Origin of the sequence: Sorangium sp. So ce693 (assembly GCF_051521375.1) — a bacterium.
Lineage (GTDB): Bacteria > Myxococcota_A > Polyangia > Polyangiales > Polyangiaceae > Sorangium > Sorangium atrum.
Window position 1 is genome coordinate 2850905 of the sequence record NZ_CP150347.1, and the last position, 19620, is coordinate 2870524.

11 protein-coding genes are annotated in these 19620 nt (G+C 69.0%); 6 read left to right on the forward strand and 5 right to left on the reverse strand.

The window, feature by feature from the left end; translation table 11 throughout:
• Nucleotides 1–90: 90 nt before the first annotated feature.
• Entirely contained in the window at nucleotides 91–246 is a 156-nt protein-coding gene (locus WMF14_RS11040; RefSeq protein ID WP_373372284.1) for a recombinase family protein, read from the forward strand.
• A gap of 936 nt (nucleotides 247–1182) precedes the next feature.
• Here the strand turns inward: WMF14_RS11040 and WMF14_RS11045 are convergent.
• From WMF14_RS11045 to WMF14_RS11055, 3 genes are all read right to left on the reverse strand, one after another.
• On the reverse strand, nucleotides 1183–2424 hold the full coding sequence (locus WMF14_RS11045) for a DDE-type integrase/transposase/recombinase (RefSeq protein WP_437800690.1): 1242 nt from the start codon (nucleotides 2422–2424) through the stop codon (nucleotides 1183–1185).
• A complete protein-coding gene (locus WMF14_RS11050) occupies nucleotides 2399–2782 on the reverse strand; it encodes a transposase (protein WP_437800692.1) in 384 nt (127 codons plus the stop codon). The genes WMF14_RS11045 and WMF14_RS11050 overlap by 26 nt, the downstream gene beginning before the upstream one ends.
• 576 nt (nucleotides 2783–3358) lie before the next feature.
• A complete protein-coding gene (locus tag WMF14_RS11055; protein ID WP_157906582.1) occupies nucleotides 3359–3622 on the reverse strand; it encodes a hypothetical protein in 264 nt (87 codons plus the stop codon).
• 572 nt (nucleotides 3623–4194) lie between these two features.
• On the opposite strand from WMF14_RS11055, the gene WMF14_RS11060 reads away from it, so the two are divergent.
• The 3 genes from WMF14_RS11060 (at nucleotide 4195) to WMF14_RS11070 (ending at nucleotide 7798) form a co-directional block, all read left to right on the forward strand.
• Nucleotides 4195–5862, forward strand: a complete 1668-nt coding sequence (locus tag WMF14_RS11060) for a hypothetical protein (RefSeq protein ID WP_437800694.1) — start codon at nucleotides 4195–4197, stop codon at nucleotides 5860–5862.
• Complete coding sequence (locus tag WMF14_RS11065; protein WP_437800696.1) at nucleotides 5862–7046, forward strand: ARPP-2 domain-containing protein; 1185 nt, start codon at nucleotides 5862–5864, stop codon at nucleotides 7044–7046. Before WMF14_RS11060 ends, WMF14_RS11065 begins: the two co-directional genes overlap by 1 nt.
• A gap of 98 nt (nucleotides 7047–7144) precedes the next feature.
• Complete coding sequence (locus WMF14_RS11070; RefSeq protein WP_437800698.1) at nucleotides 7145–7798, forward strand: glutathione S-transferase family protein; 654 nt, start codon at nucleotides 7145–7147, stop codon at nucleotides 7796–7798.
• A 3-nt stretch (nucleotides 7799–7801) separates the two neighbouring features.
• Here WMF14_RS11070 and WMF14_RS11075 read toward each other — a convergent pair whose 3' ends face one another.
• Complete coding sequence (locus WMF14_RS11075) at nucleotides 7802–8647, reverse strand: class I SAM-dependent methyltransferase (RefSeq protein WP_437800700.1); 846 nt, start codon at nucleotides 8645–8647, stop codon at nucleotides 7802–7804.
• 76 nt (nucleotides 8648–8723) lie between these two features.
• Here WMF14_RS11075 and WMF14_RS11080 point away from each other — a divergent pair, with 76 nt between their 5' ends.
• Nucleotides 8724–9164, forward strand: a complete 441-nt coding sequence (locus WMF14_RS11080; RefSeq protein WP_437804180.1) for a helix-turn-helix domain-containing protein — start codon at nucleotides 8724–8726, stop codon at nucleotides 9162–9164.
• A gap of 28 nt (nucleotides 9165–9192) precedes the next feature.
• On the opposite strand, the gene WMF14_RS11085 is transcribed toward WMF14_RS11080, so the two are convergent.
• Entirely contained in the window at nucleotides 9193–9327 is a 135-nt protein-coding gene (locus tag WMF14_RS11085; protein ID WP_272101593.1) for a hypothetical protein, read from the reverse strand.
• A gap of 696 nt (nucleotides 9328–10023) precedes the next feature.
• On the opposite strand from WMF14_RS11085, the gene WMF14_RS11090 reads away from it, so the two are divergent.
• A complete protein-coding gene (locus WMF14_RS11090; RefSeq protein ID WP_437800702.1) occupies nucleotides 10024–19614 on the forward strand; it encodes an amino acid adenylation domain-containing protein in 9591 nt (3196 codons plus the stop codon).
• Nucleotides 19615–19620: the final 6 nt, after the last annotated feature.

Here is a 19620-nt window from a genome sequence, read left to right on the forward strand (position 1 = left end):
GTTTACCTACCGCTTGTAAGTACCGGAGTCACGGTCTAGAAATTTATTCCTTCGCTGTTCGCTCCCTCGGTCCGATCCGCGGGTGAGCACGTGGGCGCTCGTGGGCGACGCCGAGCTGGCGCGGGCTGGATGCACTCCGCCATTCGCGAGATGCTGCGAAACCCAAAGTACGTCGGCGAATTCTCGTTCGGTCGACGGAGGTGGAATTTGTCAACGCGGATGAGACAGCGGTCACGAGAATCCTAACTCGGCACGCGCTCTCGTATCGCCGGTGGCCGCGGCGGGCTCGTACCTCGGTACAACGTCGCACGGCTCACTCCCAGCGCGGCGCACGCGGCGACCACCGAGACCCCAGGCTCGGCGAAGTCTTCCACCAGGTCCATCAGCTGTCTCCGTGCGGATAGGACAAGCAAACGCGTTCCGCAAAGTCAAGATTCTCGGAGCCGTTCCTGCCTCGTGCAGTCCGACTGTACGAGCTTATCGACAGAACGGCCTGATGCGATCAGACAGGCCTTCCACTCGTGAAAACGCCTGCGATTGCCGCGACGTCGCACCAAGCGGAAGGCATCCTACCGTATAGCTGTACACTACTGGCACCAAGCGGAAGGCATCCTACCGTATAGCTGTACACTACTGAGCTCGTCCAAACGGCCGCCGTCGCGGTTCGCGGCGCGTCGTGATGGCCGGCGCACGCACCTCAGGGCAGACCTCCCCCCGGCCACGTCGTCGAGCAGCGTCCCTCCCCTTTCAGTTTCGTCACGCGGGGTCCGCCGGGTACCGCGCGCGGCACTCCAGCGGCTCGGCGAACAGACCGAGGTGGCTCAAGATCTTCCTCGCCGTCGCCTTGTCCGTGATCGCGGCCATGAGTCGCATCCGCCCGCTGCATCGCGGGCACGCGAGAACATCTACTGCGTAAGTCCGCCGCAAAAGCTTCGCCCATTCGACGCGAGGCGACGTCGCCAGAAGGAGCCCATCCAGCAGCCGATCAAGATGCTGGACCGAGATCCCCTCCGACACGAATCCAACATCAGCCCACGGCAGTACAGCGCCCAGCGCAGTCGACACCCGCTCGCGCTCGACCGCGCCATGCACCATCGTCAGCAGCGCCCCAACCGCCACGTCCCGAGCGCCTCGCTCCGACACTGCCGACGGCGCCGCCTCGCTTCGCTCGTCTCCTCTGCGCTACGGCGTCTCCATGCCTCTCGCCGGCCCCTTCGGCGCCTGCCTCGCCGGCAAGGGCGTGATCGTCGTCGTCTTCTTCTTGTCATCGCTGCCCGCGCTATCAGCTCCGGCGCGCTGCTCGCCCTTACGCGCCTTCCCCGTCGCCTTCGGCACCACGAGGCTGCGTTGCTTCGCATGCGGCGCGAGCACACCGTGGTAGCGCACCAGCGGATGGCGCGGCGGCGGCACCAGCGCGGCGAGCCTCGCGAAAAACACAATCGGCGTCATCACCCGATGCGTTCCTTTTCGCCGCGGGTATTTCACCTGATAGGCCACCCGACCGTCGCGGAGGATGCTGAGCCGCTCCAAAGCGAAGCAGGGACGCGCGCAATACCGGACGAGCCGCTCGCGCCCCTCGTCGTCGTAGCCCTCGATGCGCACCGCCGCCTCGACGTTGAAACCATCGAGCTCCACCGTGAGCGGCCGACGGCGCTTCGCCTCGAACCGCGCATGAGCCAGCGAGGCAAAGCGGTCCGGATAGTCGGGCTGGTACTTGAGCGTCTTGAACTGCGACTCGGAGAAGGCGTTGTCATCGCTGACGTGAGGCCGGCTGAAGCTTCGAACGACGCCGAGCGAGCCGAGGAGCTGAGCGAGCCCCTCCGACCTCATCGCGGAGCCGCGGTCGGCGTGCACCGTGAGCGAACCGGGATCGACGCCGTGGCGGGCGACCGTCTCTGCGAAGAGGTGCTCGGCGAGCTCCGCGCTCTCGCGCTCGGCGAGCAGCCAGCCGACGGTCATGCGACTGAACAGGTCGAGGGCGACGTACAGGCAGTAGAAGACCCCGGGCAGCGGCCCGCGCAGCTTGGTTATATCCCACGTCCAGATCTGGTTGGGGGCTGTGGCGGTGAGCGTCGGCTTGGCATGCTTCGTCGGCCCACGCTGCGCGCGTCGCTCGCCGCTCTCGCCGGACGCCGCGAGCAGGCGGTACATCGTACGGATGGAGGCAAGGTAGACGCCGCGCGACAGCAGCGTCGCGTAGACCTCCGGCGGGGGCTGGTCGACGAACTCGTCGCTGTGCAACACATCGAGCACGGTTTGCCGCTCGGGGTCACTGAGACGGCGTGGGCTCGGAACGGGCCCCCGCAGCGCGGGTGGCCTCGCGGGCTGGGTCTGCCGGTAGAGCGTAGCGCGGCTGACGCCGAGTGTCGCGCACGCCTGCGCGATGGGGACGTGCGGGTCATCGAGCTCTTCGATAACGTCCATCAGCGCTCTTCGTCGCTCGTGAGGTTGATGCCCAGAATGGCAGAGACTTTTTTTTGGAGATCGATGAGCTTCTCAGCGAGCGCGAGCTTCTCCTCGAGTCGGGCCGAGCGCTTCTCGAGCTCGGCGATGCGCCGGTCCTTCGCGTCCTGCTTCGGCTTGCGGCCGGGCTTGCGCCCGCGAGAACCTCGCTGCCGTGGAGAGCGAGCTGCTTGCGCCACGCCGTCAGGAGGGAGCTGTAGATGCCCTCGCGGCGCAGCAGCGCCTCGATATCGCCGCGCTGGGTGCATGCGGCCGCCTCGCGAACGATGCGCAGCTTCTCCGCCGCCGAGAACTTCCGCCTTTTGCCCGCCTTCGGCATGGTCTCGACGGCGACGCCACTCGCGCGAGGAGCAGCGCCCTGCGCCGCTGGGGTAAGGGTAGGATCGACGGATCGGAGATGGGAAGGCTTCGGCACGGGTCAGGTCCATTCTCCGCCCTCTCACCACAGATTTCCAGGGGGAGCCTGTCTCACCCGACGTTGGCACAGAGGGCTTGCGCCCCCTCAACGGGAACAAGGGGCAGTTTGCGTTTGATGGCAAGGCGGTGTAACCGAATACGCGACGCCGCTGCTTGAGCATGGCGGCAAGGTGGCTGCGCCCTCGGCGGAGCTGCGAGAGGGCGGTCCCGATCGGCATCCCGAGGCTCCGGGCGATCTCGCTCACCTGCTCACCGCCGCCGACGAGGATCAACACCCAGCGCTCCCACTGATGCACCTCCCAGAGCAGGTCCACGATGGCGCGAACCTCTACCTCGCCGTAGGGAGACGGCGCCCGCTACCGACCGGCGACGTAGATCAGCGGAACGGCGACCTCCAGGCGGCAGACCCCGTCGTGGGACTTGCGGCCTGGTGGACGGCGACGGCGTTCAGCCGGCCGCGGTGGCGTTCAGGATGGGCTCAGGATCGCGCGCGGCGCGCGCTGGCGAGGTCGACGACAGGCGCAACGTGGTTGGGCTGCTGCGGGGCGCTGAGGAGCGCCGAGAGGGTGCGAGCGGCGATCTGCGCGGTCGCGAGGTCGCCCGCTACGTGGGCAGCGGCGATGGTCTGCGTGAGGGTCGTGACGAGCACCTGGCGCGGGCTGCTCGCCGGGGGCGTGATCGGGGCTGCTTCGGGTCGGGGAGGGGTCGTCAGCGCGGTCTGCTTCACAACCGCTGAGGGCATCGCCGGAAGCGTCACGGAATCGTCCGGCCGACCAGAGATCGCGGGGTTAGCGCCCACGATCGCCGAGTCGACGCCGGCTTCGACCCCCTCGAAATCCGCTGAAACCCGCCCCATCGCGTCCTCCCGCTCCCCCTGGAAAAGTGACGCTGTACCAGGAACTTTTCCGTGCGGGCACGCGTGCCAGGGGCGGCTCGCGCCCCACACGCCGCGTTGCCTCCCTCGGGGAAAGCGGTCAAGGGACAAGGAGTCCGCGGGACATCCAGGTCGCAACCACAGGCTTCGTGCCCTCCCAGGCGACGAGGGCCTGCTTCGTGAGGTCGATGTCTGTCCGTTTTTCGCCACCCTTGCCCTAACTGGGTTCGGAGCGGGGGACGAAGACATGGCAGGCAGGGTGGAGAGTTCAGCGCTGCCAGCGATGACCTTGTCGTCAAGGGAGATCTTGTCCTTCGAGAGGTGCCCCTCCGGGTGTATGCTGCCGGTTGCCGCCCGTGGGACTTCGGGGCGATTTCCGATCCCAGTCTGGAAACTGTCGTAGGTTGATCGCCCCATCATTCCCCGGGCGGCTCTTTGCCATGCCCACCGCCCCTCCCGCGCTCCCCGCACGCTTTCACACCGAGCGCGTCGAGCGCGAGGACCTCGTCATGTTCATCAACGCCTGCTTCGCGTGCACAGGGCAGGCCGAGTTCTATGGCACCTCCGGAGGCCAGGCCGTCTCCATCGAGTTCCTCCACGAGTACATCCTCGGCAATTACCGCCGCCTCTACGCGCGCACGCTGGCTGCCGGCATCAACCACTTCAACCAGGCGCGCATCGCCGTGAACCTCCTCGCGACCGGCGCCGAGACGCCCGCCGCCGACCGGCGCGAGGAGGGCTCGCTCATCGCGGCGGCCCTCCGGGAGCTCCCGCCGCAGCGCGCGCTCCGGGCGCTGCGCGAGCTCCGGGAGCGCCGCGTGAACAACCGCCGCGCGCGCGCCGTCATCCGCGGCTACCTCGCCGGCCGGCCGGACCCGGCGTTCGACGCCGTCAAGTACCGCGCCCACGTCCGCGCGCTCGCGGTGCACGCCCACCTCCAGCTCCCCGGCGAGATCGGGCCGTTCCTGTTCGAGCCCAGGCGCCGCGCGCCGCTCGAGGCGCCGCTCCTCGAGCGCGCGCGGCAGGCGCGTTATGCGAAGGAGGCGATCTTCGACCTGCCGCTGACCGTCGCCGAGGGGCTCGCCGCCGCCCGCGGCGTCTCTCGCGACGAGCTCCTCCGCCGCGCCGCGCCGCGCATGACCGAGGGCGAGCGCCTCCGGCTCCAGCGCGCCGCCGGGCGCGAGGACGTCGACCTCGCCGTCGACCTCGGCCGCGCTCCCCTCACGCGCGTCGCCCTCTACGCTCTCTCGCTGCCCGAGGAGGCGCGGCGCGAGCGCCGCGACGAGCTCCACGCGGCGCTCGATCGCGCCGCCGCCCGCGCGCTCAGGAAGAGCCCGGCCGCGCTCGGGCGCGTCGCCGCCGTGCTCGACCGGAGCTACTCGGCGTCCGGATCGAGCGAGAAGCGCCGCCGCCCGCTCGCCGTCGCGCTCGGCGTGAGCTACCTGCTCCGCGCCGCCGCCCGCGAGTACCGCGCCTTCTGGACCGTGCCCACGCCCGACGAGATCCTCGTCGGCGCGCGCGGCCAGACCGATCTCGCGACGCCGCTGCTCGACGCGCTCGCCTGGCGACCCGACGTCGTGGTCATCCTCTCCGACGGCTTCGAGAACGACCCGCCCGGCGCCGCCGCCGAGGTCGCCCGCTGCTTCCGGGCGCGGCTCGATCCGGGGCAACGCACGTCGATCGTCCACATCAACCCCGTGTTCGACAGCGAGCGCTACGCGCCCCGCGCGCTCGGGCCGTCGATCCCGACGGTCGGCCTGCGCGACGCCGAGGACCTGCCGACGGTCCTCGGTTTCGCACGCTTTGCCGAGGGCACGGCGCCGCTCGCGGAGCTCGAGCGCTACCTCGCGCAGCGCGCGGTCGCGCTGCTCTCGCGGCACGCCCGGACGCCGGGCGCCGCGGAGCCAGCCGTGGAGCCGGGGCCGGCAGGCGCCGTGGCGCTGGCAGGTGCCGTGGCGCTGGCAGACGCGGTGGCGCTGGCGGACGCAGTGGCGCTGGCAGACGCGGTGGCGCTGGCGGACGCAGTGGGGCCGGCAGACGCAGTGGAGCCGGCAGACGCCGCCGAGCTCGCAGAAGACGCGCCCGCCGCGGCGCTCGAGGTGCCCTGATGGCCAAGGCGCCGGCCCTGCTCCGGTCGCTCTCGCTCCGGGGCCTCTCCGCGACGCACGCGCAGGTCTTCGCGGGCGTGCGCCTGGTCCCGCTCCTCCGGGACGCGCCGCGGGACGACCTGCGGATCGCCGGCCGCAGACACGAGGACGCCTGGTCGATCGTCGATCTCGGCGACGGCACGGCCTACTGCTCCTACGTGCCGCACGCGCTCGTGATCGGGTGGACCGACGACGGCTCGCCTGTCGCGTCCTACGGCGCGGCGCTCGCGGGGCCGGGCGCCCGAAACCCGCTCAGCAAGTGGGGTTGCGGCGTCCAGCTGCTCCACCGCATGGCCCGGCGCGAAGCCCGCGGCGAGGACCCGGCCGAGCGGAACCGCCTGCGCCTCTTGCCGCTGCACCTCGCGATGGAGGGCTTCCTCGCGCTGCACTTCAACGCCCCCGAGATCGCCTGGTCCGAGTACTCGCGGCGGGCGATCTCCCGCGGTCTCGACCCGCGCACCGAGGTGTCGCTCTCCGGCCGCGCGATCCCGAGCCTGGAGGACGCGCTCCGCGTCTTCGAGATCCACGAGGGCCAGTGCGGCGTCCTGCTCTTCGTCGGCGAGCTGCTCGCGTCGGTGTTCGTGGTGTCGCACCCCGACGACTACCGCGCGCTGCACCGCACGCTGATCGAGGACTTCTACGAGCAGACGCTGCTCTACGCGGCCCGCCACAACGGCGACAGCCAGGCGCTCGAGCACACCTTCGACGCCGCGCGGATCGGCTCGCTCGACGACCTGCGGGCCGCGCTCGGCCGGGCGCGGGCGGAGGCCGGCGCGCTGCACGTGGACACGGCCGCGGGGCTCCTCGGCCGGCCGATCGCGGCGGAGCGCGTGTACCGGGCGGGGCCGTTCTCGCTGCAGCGGTTCATGACGGAGCTCGATCCGGCGCTGGACAACCACATCGGCGAGGCGATCGTGCGCGAGGACGGCACGCTGGAGTACGCGAAGACGTACCGGCTCGCGGCGGGGCAGGTGAGGCGCGCCCGGCTCCTCCAGCAGCTCTCGGCGCACGGGTGGAACCTGGACGCCACCGCGGCGGCGCTCCGGACCACGCGCGACCAGCTGATCCGGCGGATCGACGGCGAGGGGTTCGGCTACCTCATCGCGGAGCACGTGCTCAAGGCGGCGCTGAAGCGGACGAGGTGAGCCCGCAGCGCCGAGGGGGAACGTGGGCGTGCTTCGCGACCTCCGTTGCAAAGGTCTGCCTCCGCAGCCGATGATGCGCGCCGAGGAGGAGCCTCTCGATGACAATCACCATTACCGCCTTTGAACGCTCACCCGATGGAGGCAAGGGACTGGCGCGCGATACGCGCGTTCGCTGGGCGCTCGAGGAAGTGGGCCAACCCTACCAGGTTCGCCTCGTTTCGTTTCGCGCCATGAAGGAGCCCGCGCACCTGGCGCTTCATCCTTTCGGCCAGATCCCGACCTATGAGGAGGGCGATCTCGCGCTGTTCGAGACAGGGGCGATCGTGCTCCACATCGCCGAGCGACGCGCGGGCCTCCTGCCGGACGACGCCAACGCTCGGGCGCGCGCGATCACATGGATATTTGCCGCGCTCAACACGGTAGAGCCACCGATCCTCGAGCTCGTCATCGCCAAGTTCCTGGAGGGCGACAAGCCCTGGACGGCGGAGCGCCTGCCTCTGATCGAGGCTCGCATCCGCGCTCGGCTCGGCCAGCTCTCCGTTCGCCTGGGCGATGCCGACTGGCTCGATGGTGCGTTCAGCGCCGGCGACTTGATGATGGTGTCGGTGCTGCTCAGGCTGAGAGCATCGGGCATCCTGGACGAATACCCGAACCTGGCCGCTTATGTCGCCCGCGGCGAAGCGCGGCCCGCCTACAAGCGAGCCTTCGACGCTCAACTGGCGGTGAACACCGGCAAGCCATCGACCGGCTGATCTCTAGGCGCGCGCGCTCACGAGCCAGCAGGCCGCGGTGAAGCGGGCCGCGCCATCGCGGACGTACGCGTCGAAGGCAGGGCGAACCGCTTCGGCCGTCCGGGCGCGCGTCGCCTCGTCCGCGTCCCGCAGGGCCTGACCCACCTGTCCCATCCGGGTGGCATAGGCGAGCAGGTCCTTCTCCGCGACGCTGCTCGGCGCGTCGATCGGGCGAATGTCGACGTCGGTCCAGCCGCTCGCGTCCAGGATCCGCTGCACGCGCTCTCTGTCCGCGAAGGCGAACGGGCCGGGGGCGTCGGGGGGCGGGACGCGCAAGTCGGGCAGGAGCGGGGCCGCGGCGCGTGCGGCCTCGGTCATGAACGGGTTCTCGTCCGGGCTGCGCCAGGCCATGAACGAGAGCTTCGCCCTGCGCCGGGCGGCGCGCCGGATGTTGGCGAACGCCGCCGTGGGATCGTCGAAGAACATCACGCCGAAGCGCGAGATCACCGCGTCGTACGTGTCCTGCTCGAAGCCGTGGGTCTGCGCGTCGGCGTGGAGGAAGGCGGCGGAAGCCAGGCCCTCGGCGGCGGCGCGCGCCCTGGCGGCCGCCACGAGCGGCCCGGAGATATCCACGCCGAGGCAGAGGCCGGCTGGCCCGAGGCGCCGCGCCATCGAGAGGGCCGTGGCGCCCGCGCCGCAGCCGATGTCGAGGACGCGCCCGCCCTCGCCGGGGAAGCCCGCTTCGATGAGCGGCGCCTCGAGCGGCGCCAACATGCCATCCAGCATTTCCTGCAGCTCCACCCAGGTGCGCCCGGCGGGGTCGTTCCACAGCGCGATCTGCTCGCGATTCGGCTGATGGGCTTCGGACATCGGGGTCTCCTTCTTCGGTTTGATGTCGGAAATCATGCGGCGTAGCCTGCAAGTTCAAGTCGACTTGAGGTCAAGCATGAAACAGCTGGACATCGCGGAGGTGGCCCGGCGCTCCGGCGTGCCCGCCTCGACCCTGCGGTTTTACCAGGAGAAGGGGCTGATCGCGTCCACCGGCCGGCGGGGCTTGCGGCGGCTGTTCGACCCCGGGGTGGTGGAGCGCCTGGCGCTGATCGCGCTCGGCCAGGTGGCGGGGTTTTCGCTGGACGAGATCGCCCGGATGTTCTCGCCCGACGGCCGGCCGCGCATCGAGCGAGAGCGGCTGACGGCCAAGGCCGAGGAGCTGGACCGGACGATCCAGCGGCTGGTCGCCCTGCGCGACGGCCTGCGCCACGCGGCGGCGTGCTCCGCGCCGAGCCACATGGAGTGTCCGCGCTTTCGCAGCATCGTCCGGCTCGCCGGCGCCGGCCGTCTCGAGCCGCTTGTACAGAACGCTCCCCGGCGGCGGTGGCCCACCTGAGTCCGGGCGGGTGCCGCCGGCGCGCCGGTCAGAAGCTCGCGTACTCCAGCGCCATCTGGTCGGCGTAGTCGAGCGCGATCGCGCGGACCTCGGCGCGGAAGCCCGCGTGAACACCAAGGGCCCCCGCCGGATGACACCAGCGCGGCGCAGGGTCGCGACGCAACCGCAGAGGGCTGCATTCACGCCCAGCCCGCTGGCGCGACGGATCTCACGATCCAACGTTCAGGCCTGGCTCTCGACTCAGCATCTGTCCTGTCATGCCTGCCACGACTTCGGCGCATGGGGCATGTCTCCTGAAGTCATCAGGGTGGAGCACGGCCCTCTACGGTGCTTCACAACACGCCACATCCCCCTGAAGCACGTCTGCGATCGTAGGACCGTGGTCATGGCGGCGTGACCGTGCTGCCCCTGAGCTTCGCCCGTATTCGCTGCGGGATGTGTGTTCCGCGTCACCTTGTCGCTGTTCACTGAATGACGAGGACAAACAGGCTCCCCTCGTCTCTGTGGCGCGGCGCGACAAGCACCCTACACCACATCCACCCACGTGTGCGGAATCTTCAAGAAGTTCCGTCCCTTGTGCCGCTGCGCTGTGGTATCTTGGTGGTCGCGTCCACGAAGTCTTCGGTCAAGGGCGGGAATGGGTTTCACTTGGCATCCGGAGCATCATGCTCTCCAGAGGGTATGGTGACGACGTCGGCCGACCTCGATAGCCGCGAGCGTGTCCGACGCAACATAGCGCGGTTTCATGCCGCGGCTGTTCACGCCTACTGACACGCAGGCGCAATGGGGAGCGCCCCAGAACGCACCTGCCGCAGTCGAGATTCCCTCACGGTTGGTGCCGACATCAATGAAGGGGCGTATGAGCGACGAGCGCAAGCACCATTGCATCCATGAGGTTTTTGAGATCCAGGTGGAGCGCACACCTGACGCCGTAGCTGTGGTCTTCGGGAATGAATGCGTCACGTACCGTCACCTGGATCGCAAGGCCAATCAACTCGCGCGGTACTTGCAGAGCCTGGGTGTCGGCGCGGACGTCCCGGTCGCTGTCTGCCTCGAGCGATCCATCGACATGATCGTGGCGCTCCTCGGTGTGCTCAAGGCCGGGGGCGCCTATGTCCCGCTGGACCCGAGCCACCCGAAGCACCGCCTCTCCTTCCTGTTGGAGGACACGGGGGCGTCGATCGTCCTGACCCAAGAGCGCCTCCTCCAAGGGAGCGTCGGCCGCCTGCCAGGCCGCCTCGTCCGTTTGGACACAAGGTGGGAGGCAATCGCACAGGAGAGCACCGAGAGACCACGGATCGACGTCTCGCCGGGCGACCTCGCCTATGTGATGTACACGTCGGGATCGACGGGTCAGCCGAAGGGCGTCATGGTCCTGCATCAAGGGGTCGTCCGGCTCTGCCGAGGTGCCGACTATGTGACGCTCACCGCGGAGGACGTGTTCCTCGCGCTCGCTCCCCTCTCGTTCGACGCTTCGACCTTTGAAATCTGGGGTTGCCTCTTGAACGGCGGGCGGCTCGTCGTCATGCCTCCTCACCAGCCCTCCCTCGAGGAGCTGGGGCAGGCGCTTCGGCGCCATGGCGTGACGACCCTATGGCTGACCGCCGGCCTGTTCCATCTGATGGTCGACGAGCGGCTCGAGGACCTCCGCGGCCTGCGCCAGCTGCTCGCTGGCGGCGATGTGCTCTCCGTGCCCCACGTCCGACGCGCCGCCGAGGCGCTCGATGGGTGCCGGATCATCAACGGCTATGGCCCGACAGAGAACACGACCTTCACGTGCTGCTATACGATCGGCGACCTCGCGGGCGTGAGGGACTCCGTCCCTATCGGCTATCCGATCGCCGGCACGCAGGTCTATCTGCTGGACGAGCGCCTCGCTCCGGTCCCGGAAGGATCGCCTGGAGAGCTCTACGCTGGCGGGGCGGGCGTCGCGCGAGGATACCTGAACAGGCCGGACCTGACCGAGTCGCGCTTCATCCCGAGCCCGTTCAGCGATGATCCGGGCGCCATGCTCTACAGGACGGGCGATCTGGCGCGCCGCCGGGAGGACGGCGCCATCGAGTTCCTCGGCCGAATCGATCAGCAGGTGAAGATCCGCGGCTACCGGATCGAGCCCGGCGAGGTCGAGGCGGTCCTCCGGCGGCACCCCGCCGTCAAGGAAGCCGTCGTCATCGCCCGCGAGGACGGGCCCGACCAGAGGCGCCTCGTCGCGTACGTCGTCGAGAACCTGCACCACGAGACATGGAAGGACGATGAGCCCCGCGGCCTGGACGGCGAGGTTGTGTCGCAATGGCAGGCGCTCTACGAGGACACATATACAGGCGACCACGAGCCGCGGGATCCGGCGTTCGATACCGTCGGCTGGAACAGCAGCTACACGGGCCTGCCGATAGCCGAGGAACAGATGAGGGAGTTCGTCGACGGGACGGTGTCTCGGATCCTCGCAACGAAGCCCTCGCGCGTGCTCGAGATCGGCTGCGGGACGGGCCTGCTCCTCTTGCGGCTCGCTCCCGCGTGCACCAGTTACACAGGCACCGACTTCTCCCGGAGCGTGCTCTCCCGCCTCCGCGAGCGGCTCAACGCGGGAGGCGGGGCGCCCTCGCTCCCCCACGTGACTCTCGATCACAGAGCCGCCGATGATTTTTCCGGCATCGAGCCGGCGTCGATGGACACTGTTATCCTGAACTCGGTCTCTCAGTATTTCCCGAGCATCGACTATTTCATGCGCGTCATCGAGGGGGCCGTCGCGGCTGTGGCGCCGGGCGGCCGCGTCTTCATCGGCGACGTGCGGAGCCTCCCGCTCCTCTCTGCCTATCATGCGTCCGTGCAGCTCCACCAGGCGCCCGACGCGCTCTCCCGCAAAGACCTCGCCGAGCGCGTGCGGTCGCGCGCGGAGCGGGAAGAGGAGCTGCTCGTCAGCCCCGAGCTCTTCGACGCCATCCAGGCGAGGCTCCCGCAGGTGAGCGGCGTGCGCATCCTGAATAAACGCGGGCGCCACCACAATGAAATAACGATGTTCCGCTACGACGTCATCATCGAGGTGGGGAGCGCGTCGAACCCCCTCTCGGACGTGACGTGGATGGACGCGTCGGAGCGGGGGCTGTCGCTGCCGGAGATGCGCCAGGCGCTGGGCAGCGGTGCGCCGGATACGGTGGGCTTTTGCCGGCTGCAAAATCAGCGCGTCGCGGCGGCGATGAAGACGGCGGAATGGCTCGCGAGCGCCGGCGATGGCAGCGTCGAGACGGCCGGAGAGCACCGCCTCGCTCTCAAGAGCCAGCAGGCCTGCGGCGTGGATCCTGAAGAGGTATGGGAGCTCGCGGCAGAGCTCGGTTACGATGTCCATACGCTCCGAACGACGCCCGGCGCGCCCGGTCTCATCGACGTCGTGTTCCGGCGCACGGGCGCCGCGGCGACGCGCTCGGCGAGCCCGCGGGCCAGGAGCGAGCCGCCGCGTCCTTCGAGGCACTGGCGAACCTACGGCAACAGCCCGCTCCGGGGGATGATCGCCGGCAAGCTCGTCGCGCGGCTCCGCGACTTCCTGCAGCAGAAGCTGCCCGACTTCATGGTACCATCCGATTTCGTCCTCATGGACGCGCTCCCGCTCACGGCGAACGGAAAGGTCGATCGCCGCGCGCTGCCCCCTCCGAACCGGAGCTCGTCCGCGCTCGCACAGAGCTTCATCGCGCCACGCACGCCCGTGGAAGAGGTTTTGAGCGGCATTTTCGCCGAGGTCTTCGGGCTCACGCGCGTGGGTATTCACGACGACTTTTTCGAGCTCGGCGGCCACTCGCTCCTGGCGGTTCAGATCATCTCCCGCGTGCGCGCCGCGCTTCGGGTGGATCTGCCGCTCCGCTCCTTGCTCGACGAGCCGACCGTCGCCCGGTTCGCTAAGCGCGTGGAGGCGCGCGCCGCCGGCGAGAGCAGGTCAAATCCTCCCCCGGTCACGATCGCGTCGCGGGCGGAGGACCTTCCGCTCTCCTTCCCCCAGCAGCAGATGTGGCTCCTGGCCGAGCTCGAGCCGAACGCGCCCGTCTATAATGACCCGTTCACCCTCCGAATGCCCGGCCATGTCGACACGTCCGCCCTGTCCTCGAGCCTCCGCGAGATAGTCCGGCGCCACGAGGCGTGGCGGACCACGTATGCGCTCAAGGAAGGACGGCCCGTTCAGGTCATTCACGACGAGTTGGCGTTCACCCTCTCCCAGATCGACCTCCGGAGCCTCCCCGAGGGCGAGCAGGAGGCCAAGGCGCGGACGCTCGCGACCGAGGAGCTCAGGCGTCCGTTCGATCTCGCAAAGGGGCCGCTGATCCGCGCGACCCTGATGCGCCTGGGAGAGGCTGACCACAGGCTCTACCTGGCGCTGCACCATATCCTCTATGACGGCGTCTCGCTCTATAACGCATTCTTGGCGGAGCTCCAGGTGCTCTATGCCGCGTTCACCGCAGGCGCGGTCTCACCGCTCCCTCCGCTCCCGCTGCAATACGCCGACTTCGCCGCCTGGCAGCGGCAATGGCTGCGCGGGGAGGGGCTCGTTCGCCAGGCGGAATACTGGAGGCAAAAGCTGGCGGGCGTCGCCAAGCTCAGCCTCCCCTCCGATCGGCCGCGCCCCGCGATCGGCACGTTCCGAGGCGCGCGCCATTACTTCTCGCTGTCAAAGGAGCTGACCGAGGCGCTGAAGGCCCTCTCGCGCCGCGCGGGCGCGACGCTCTTCATGACGCTCCTCGCGGCCTACAAGGCCCTCCTCTTCCGCTATACGGGGCAGGAAGACATCCCTGTCGCGACGGTCGTCTCGGATCATGGCCGGCCTGATCTTCGCTCGCTGATCGGATGCTTCGTCAACACGCTCGTCTTGCGCACCAGCGTCTCCGGCGGCTCGACGTTCCGGGGACTCCTCGACCAGGTGCGCGAGGTGACGCTCGAGGCGTACGCCAACCAGGAGTTGCCGTTCGAGGAGCTCGTGAGGGAGCTCTCGCCGGAGCGGAGCCTCGGGCAGAACCCCCTCTTCCAGGTCATGTTCCTCCTTGATCCTCCCATGCCCGCCATGGCCTCGGGGTGGACGATGACACGCATGGATATCGATAACGGGACGTCGCGCTGCGATCTATCCATCGAGCTCGACGAGCGGCCGGAGGGCCTTGTCGGGCTCCTTGAATACAGCACCGATCTCTTCGACGCCGATACGATCGCGAGGATGGCGGACCATTATCGGATCCTCCTGGAGGGGATCACCGCCGCCCCTGAACGGAAGATAGAGCAGCTGCCGATCTTGACGGAGGTCGAGCGGAGGGACCTCCTCGCGGGGCCCATCGCTTCGCCGGATCTCGCGGCAGGGCCGTGCATCCATCGCCTCTTCGAGGCGCACGCGGAGCGCTCGCCCGACGCCGTCGCGCTCCGCTGGGACGGCGCGGAGATGACCTATGACGAGCTGAACCGGCGCGCGAACAGGCTCGCGCGCCGCCTCCGAGCGCTCGGCGTGGGGCCGGAGGTCTTCGTCGCGCTGTGCCTGGAGCGCTCGCTCGATATGGTCGTCGCGCTCCTCGGCGTCCTCAAGGCAGGCGGCGCCTATGTGCCGCTCGATCCGGCGTATCCGCCGGATCGCCTCGCGTTCATGCTCGACGACGCGAAGGTGCCCGTCGTGATAACGCAGGAGGCGCTCCTCGGCTCGCTCCCGCCGCACGGCGCTCGCGCGTTGTGCATGGACGCGGGCTGGGACGCCGCGCCGGAGGTGGACGAAGAGAACCTCGAAGGCGGCGCGTCCGCCTTCGATGCGGCCTACGTGATCTACACGTCGGGCTCGACCGGGAAGCCCAAGGGCGTCGTCGTCAGTCACGCAAACGTGACGCGGTTGTTCAGCGCGACGCGGTCGTGGTTCCGCTTCGACGAGCGCGACGTCTGGACGCTCTTCCACTCCTATGCCTTCGACTTCTCGGTATGGGAGATATGGGGTGCGCTCCTCCACGGCGGGCGCCTCGTGGTCGTCCCGTTCTGCGTGAGCCGCTCGCCCGAGGCGTTCTACGAGCTCCTCGCAGCGGAGGGCGTGACCGTGCTCAACCAGACGCCATCCGCGTTCCGCCAGCTCATCCTGGCGGAGGAGGCGTCCTGCGGCGCCCGAGAGCTCGCTCTCCGCCTTGTCATCTTCGGCGGAGAGGCCCTCGAGCTCCAGAGCCTCCGGCCCTGGTTCGATCGGCACGGCGACTCGCGGCCGGCGCTCGTCAATATGTACGGCATCACGGAGACGACGGTGCACGTCACCTACCGCCCGGTGTCGCTGGCCGATCTCGAACATCTCGGGAGCGTGATCGGCGCTCCGATCCCGGACTTGTCGATCTATCTCCTCGACGCGGCCATGCAGCCTGTGCCTGTCGGCGTCCCGGGTGAGATGTACGTCGGAGGCGCCGGCGTCTCGCGCGGCTATCTCAACCGGCCGGAGCTCACCCGTGAGCGGTTCATCGTTGATCCGTTCCGTACGGGCACCTCCGCTCGCCTCTACAAAACAGGCGACCTCGCGCGCCGGAGGCCCAACGGCGAACTCGAATACCTCGGCCGCATCGACCATCAGGTGAAGATCAGGGGCTTTCGCATCGAGCTCGGCGAGATCGAGGCCGCCCTCGCGCAGCACCCCTCGGTGCGCGAGGTCGTCGTCATCGCGCTGGGCGACACCCACGGTGATAAGAGCCTCGTCGCTTATGTCGTGGACCATCGCAGCTCCGGCCCTCACGCGCCGAGCTCCGAGGGGACGCTTCGCCGCGGACTCCCCGCGGAGCTGCGCGGCTTCCTGAAGAGCCGCCTCCCGGATTACATGGTGCCGTCGAGCTTCGTCTTGCTCGATGCGATGCCCGTCACGTCGAACGGCAAGGTCGATCGACGCGCGCTCCCCGCGCCTGACAGGACGAGGTCCGACCTCGATCCAGGCTTCGTCGCGCCCCGCACGCCCATGGAAGCGGCGCTCGCGGCGCTGTGGGCCGACGCGCTCGGGCTCCGGGCCGTCGGCGCTTCGGATAACTTCTTCGAGCTCGGCGGGCACTCCATCCTTGCCACCCGGATCCTTTCGAGGGTGCGGGATCGGTTCCAGGTGAACCTCCCGCTCCGGGCCCTGTTCGAGGCGCCGACGATCGCCGAAATGGCCAAGATCATCGAGGCGCGCCGCGGCGAGGAGGCGGGCCGGGGGGCCGCGCCCGTGGTGCCGGTCCCGCGTGGTCGGAGCTTCCCGCTGTCCTCCGCGCAGCGAAGGCTCTGGTTCCTCGCGAGGCTCGAGCCAAGCTCGCCCGTTTATAACGAGCCTGCCACGCTCCACATCCAAGGTGCGCTCGACGTGGCGGCGCTCGAGCGAAGCCTGAACGAGATCATCCGACGCCACGAGGCGTGGAGGACGACCTTCGGCGTCGAGGGCGGCGAGCCGGTGCAGATCATCCACCCGGAGGCGGCAATCGAGCTCCCGGTGATGGATGTTGCCGGCCTCACTCCGGACGAACGAGAGGCCGAGGCGCGGAGGATCGCCCTTCGAGATGCCCTGCGCCCCTTTGATTTCACTACCGGCCCCATGGTGCGCGGCGTGCTCGTCAAGATGAGCGATGACGAGCACCGGCTCTACCTCACGCTACATCATATCGTCGCGGACGCGGTCTCCGTGTACAGCGTGTTCCTCCCCGAGCTCTCGGCGCTCTACTCGGCGTTCTCGACCGGGAGGCTGCCCACGCTGCCCGCCCCCCCCGTGCAGGTTGCCGACTACGCCGTGTGGGAGCGGCAATGGCTGCGCGGAAGCGGGCTTGAAGCGCAGCTCGCATGGTGGAAGCGGGAGCTCGGCGGCGAGCTCCCCGTGCTCGAGCTGCCCACGGATCGGCCGCGGCAGAAGGTCCAGTCGTCGCGCGGATCGAGGCACCTCATCGCCATTTCGAGCGATCGCACCCGCGCGCTCAAGGCGCTCGGGCAGCGCGAGGGCGCCACGCTCTTCATGACGCTGCTCGCGGCGTTCAACATCCTCCTCTGCCGCACCTCGGGGCAAGAGGACATCATCGTGGGCACCGTGACGGCGAGCCGCAGCCGGCCGGAGATCGAGAACCTGATAGGCTTCTTCCTCAACACCATCGTCTTGCGCACGAACCTGCGCGGCGACCCGACCTTCCGCGAGCTCCTCGCGCGCGTGGCGGACGCGAGCCTCAGCGCGTATTCGAACCAGGACGTGCCGTTCGAGCGCCTGGTCGAGGAGCTCCAGCCGTCGCGGGCGCCCGGGCAGAACCCCCTCTTCCAGGTGGCTTTCATCCTGGAGCCGCTCATGCCGACGCTCGCGACGGGCTGGAGCGTCAGCCAGCTCGAGGTGGACACGCTCACGGCCAAGTTCGAGCTGACGCTCGAGCTCGACGAACGACCCGAGGGCCTCATCGGCCGCTTCGAGTACCGCACGGACCTGTTCGACGCCTCGACGATCGCTCGCATGGCCGACCATTTCGACGTCTTGCTCGAGGGCATCGTCGCCGACCCGGATCGGCGCCTGTCCGAGCTGCCGATCATGACCGAGGCGGAGATCCGGCAGCAGGTATCGTGGAACGAGACGCGCGCGGACTACTCGCGCGAGGTCTGCATTCATCGTATGTTCGAGATCCAGGCGGCCCGCTCTCCGGACGCTATCGCGGTCGTGTCGTATAGCTCGCGATCGCCGAAGGCGATGCTCACCTACGGCGAGCTGAACCGCCGCGCCAACCAGCTCGCCCACCACCTGCGAAGCCTGGGCGTCGGCCCCGAGGTGACGGTCGCGGTATGCGCCGAGCGATCCCCCGAGCTCATCGTCGGGCTCCTCGGGATCCTGAAGGCGGGCGGCGCGTGCGTGCCGCTGGATCCGTCGTTCCCCAGGGAGCGGACGGCCTTCACGCTGGAGGACGTGAGCGCCAGGGTGGTGCTCACGCAGAGGTGCCTGGCCGGGGCCCTCCGCGAGCACGCGGCGAACATCGTCTGCCTGGACGAAGACTGGGCGGAGTTCGAGCCTCATAGCGCGGAGGACCCACCGGGCGACACCGCGCCTGACGCGCTCGCTTACGTCATCTACACCTCCGGCTCGACGGGTCGGCCGAAGGGCGTCGAGCTGGCTCATCGCGGCCTCATTAGCTTCGTCACCTGGTACCGGCGGACGTTCGCCCTCTCGGGCTCCGACCGAGGCACGCAGATCGCGGGGCCCGCGTTCGACGTCTCGATAGGGGATATATGGCCCATCCTCGCGGCGGGCGCGAGCCTTCATATCCCCGACGAGCACACGCGCATCGCGCCGTCCGCGCTCCGCGACTGGATCGTGGCGAGCTCGATCACCGTCGCCTTCCTGCCCACGCCGCTCGCCGAGAGCGTCCTCCCGCTCGAATGGCCGGCGGGCGGCGCGCTCCGCGCGATGGTCACCGCCGGCGACAGGCTGCACGATTATCCTTCGCCGTCGCTGCCCTTCGCGTTCATCAACGCGTACGGACCGACGGAGAGCACCGTATACACCACGACGGCGCTCGTCCCTCCGAAGAAGCACGCGGACGAGCTGCCGGCGCCGCCGATCGGGAGGCCCATCGATAACACGCGTGTCTTCCTGCTCGATGGCCGGCGGCGCCCGGTGCCGGTCGGCGTCCCCGGCGAGCTCTATATCGCCGGCGACGGGCTCGCCCGCGGGTATCATAACCGCCCCGACCTCACCGCCGAGCGCTTCATCGAGGGCCCTCCATGGATTGAACCGCGCGGCCGCCTGTACAAAACGGGCGACCTCGCGCGGTACCTGCCCGACGGGAGCATCGAGTTCCTCGGCCGCGCCGACTTTCAGGTCAAGATTCGAGGATTCCGCGTCGAGCTCGGGGAGATCGAGGCTCTCCTCCGGCAGCACCGCGCGGTGAAGGAGGCCGTCGTCACGGTCCGCGAGGATACGCCGCGCGAGAAGCGCCTCGTCGCGTATCTCGTCCTCGCGGACGGCGAGGGCGATGACGCCCCGCGAAGGCTCAAAGACCACCTCAAAGAGTACCTGCCCGAGCACATGATACCGGCGGCCTTCGTCCGGATGAGCGCGCTGCCCATCAACCCGAGCGGCAAGATCGATCGCCGCGCGCTGCCTCCTCCGGATCCCGACGAGCCGCGCGCGGCGGCGGACGGCGCTGAACCGGCGACCGAGATGGAGCGGCTCGTCGCGTCGATATGGCGCGACGTCCTCCGCCTCGACGAGGTCGGCCTCCACGCCAATTTCTTCGATCTTGGAGGCCACTCTCTGCGGCTAGCGCAGGTCCACGACAGGCTCGCGACCTCGCTCGGGCGAGATATTCCAATGGTCGATCTCTTCACCTACCCCACCGTGAGCGCTCTATCGAGGCACCTGACTCAAACCTCGTGCGAGGCACATTGTTTCACGACGCTCCGCGAGCGGGTCATGCAGCAAAAGGCTGCGGCGAAGCGGCTCCGGCGACCCCTGCGCAAGGAGGCAAAGGATCATGAGTAGAGACGT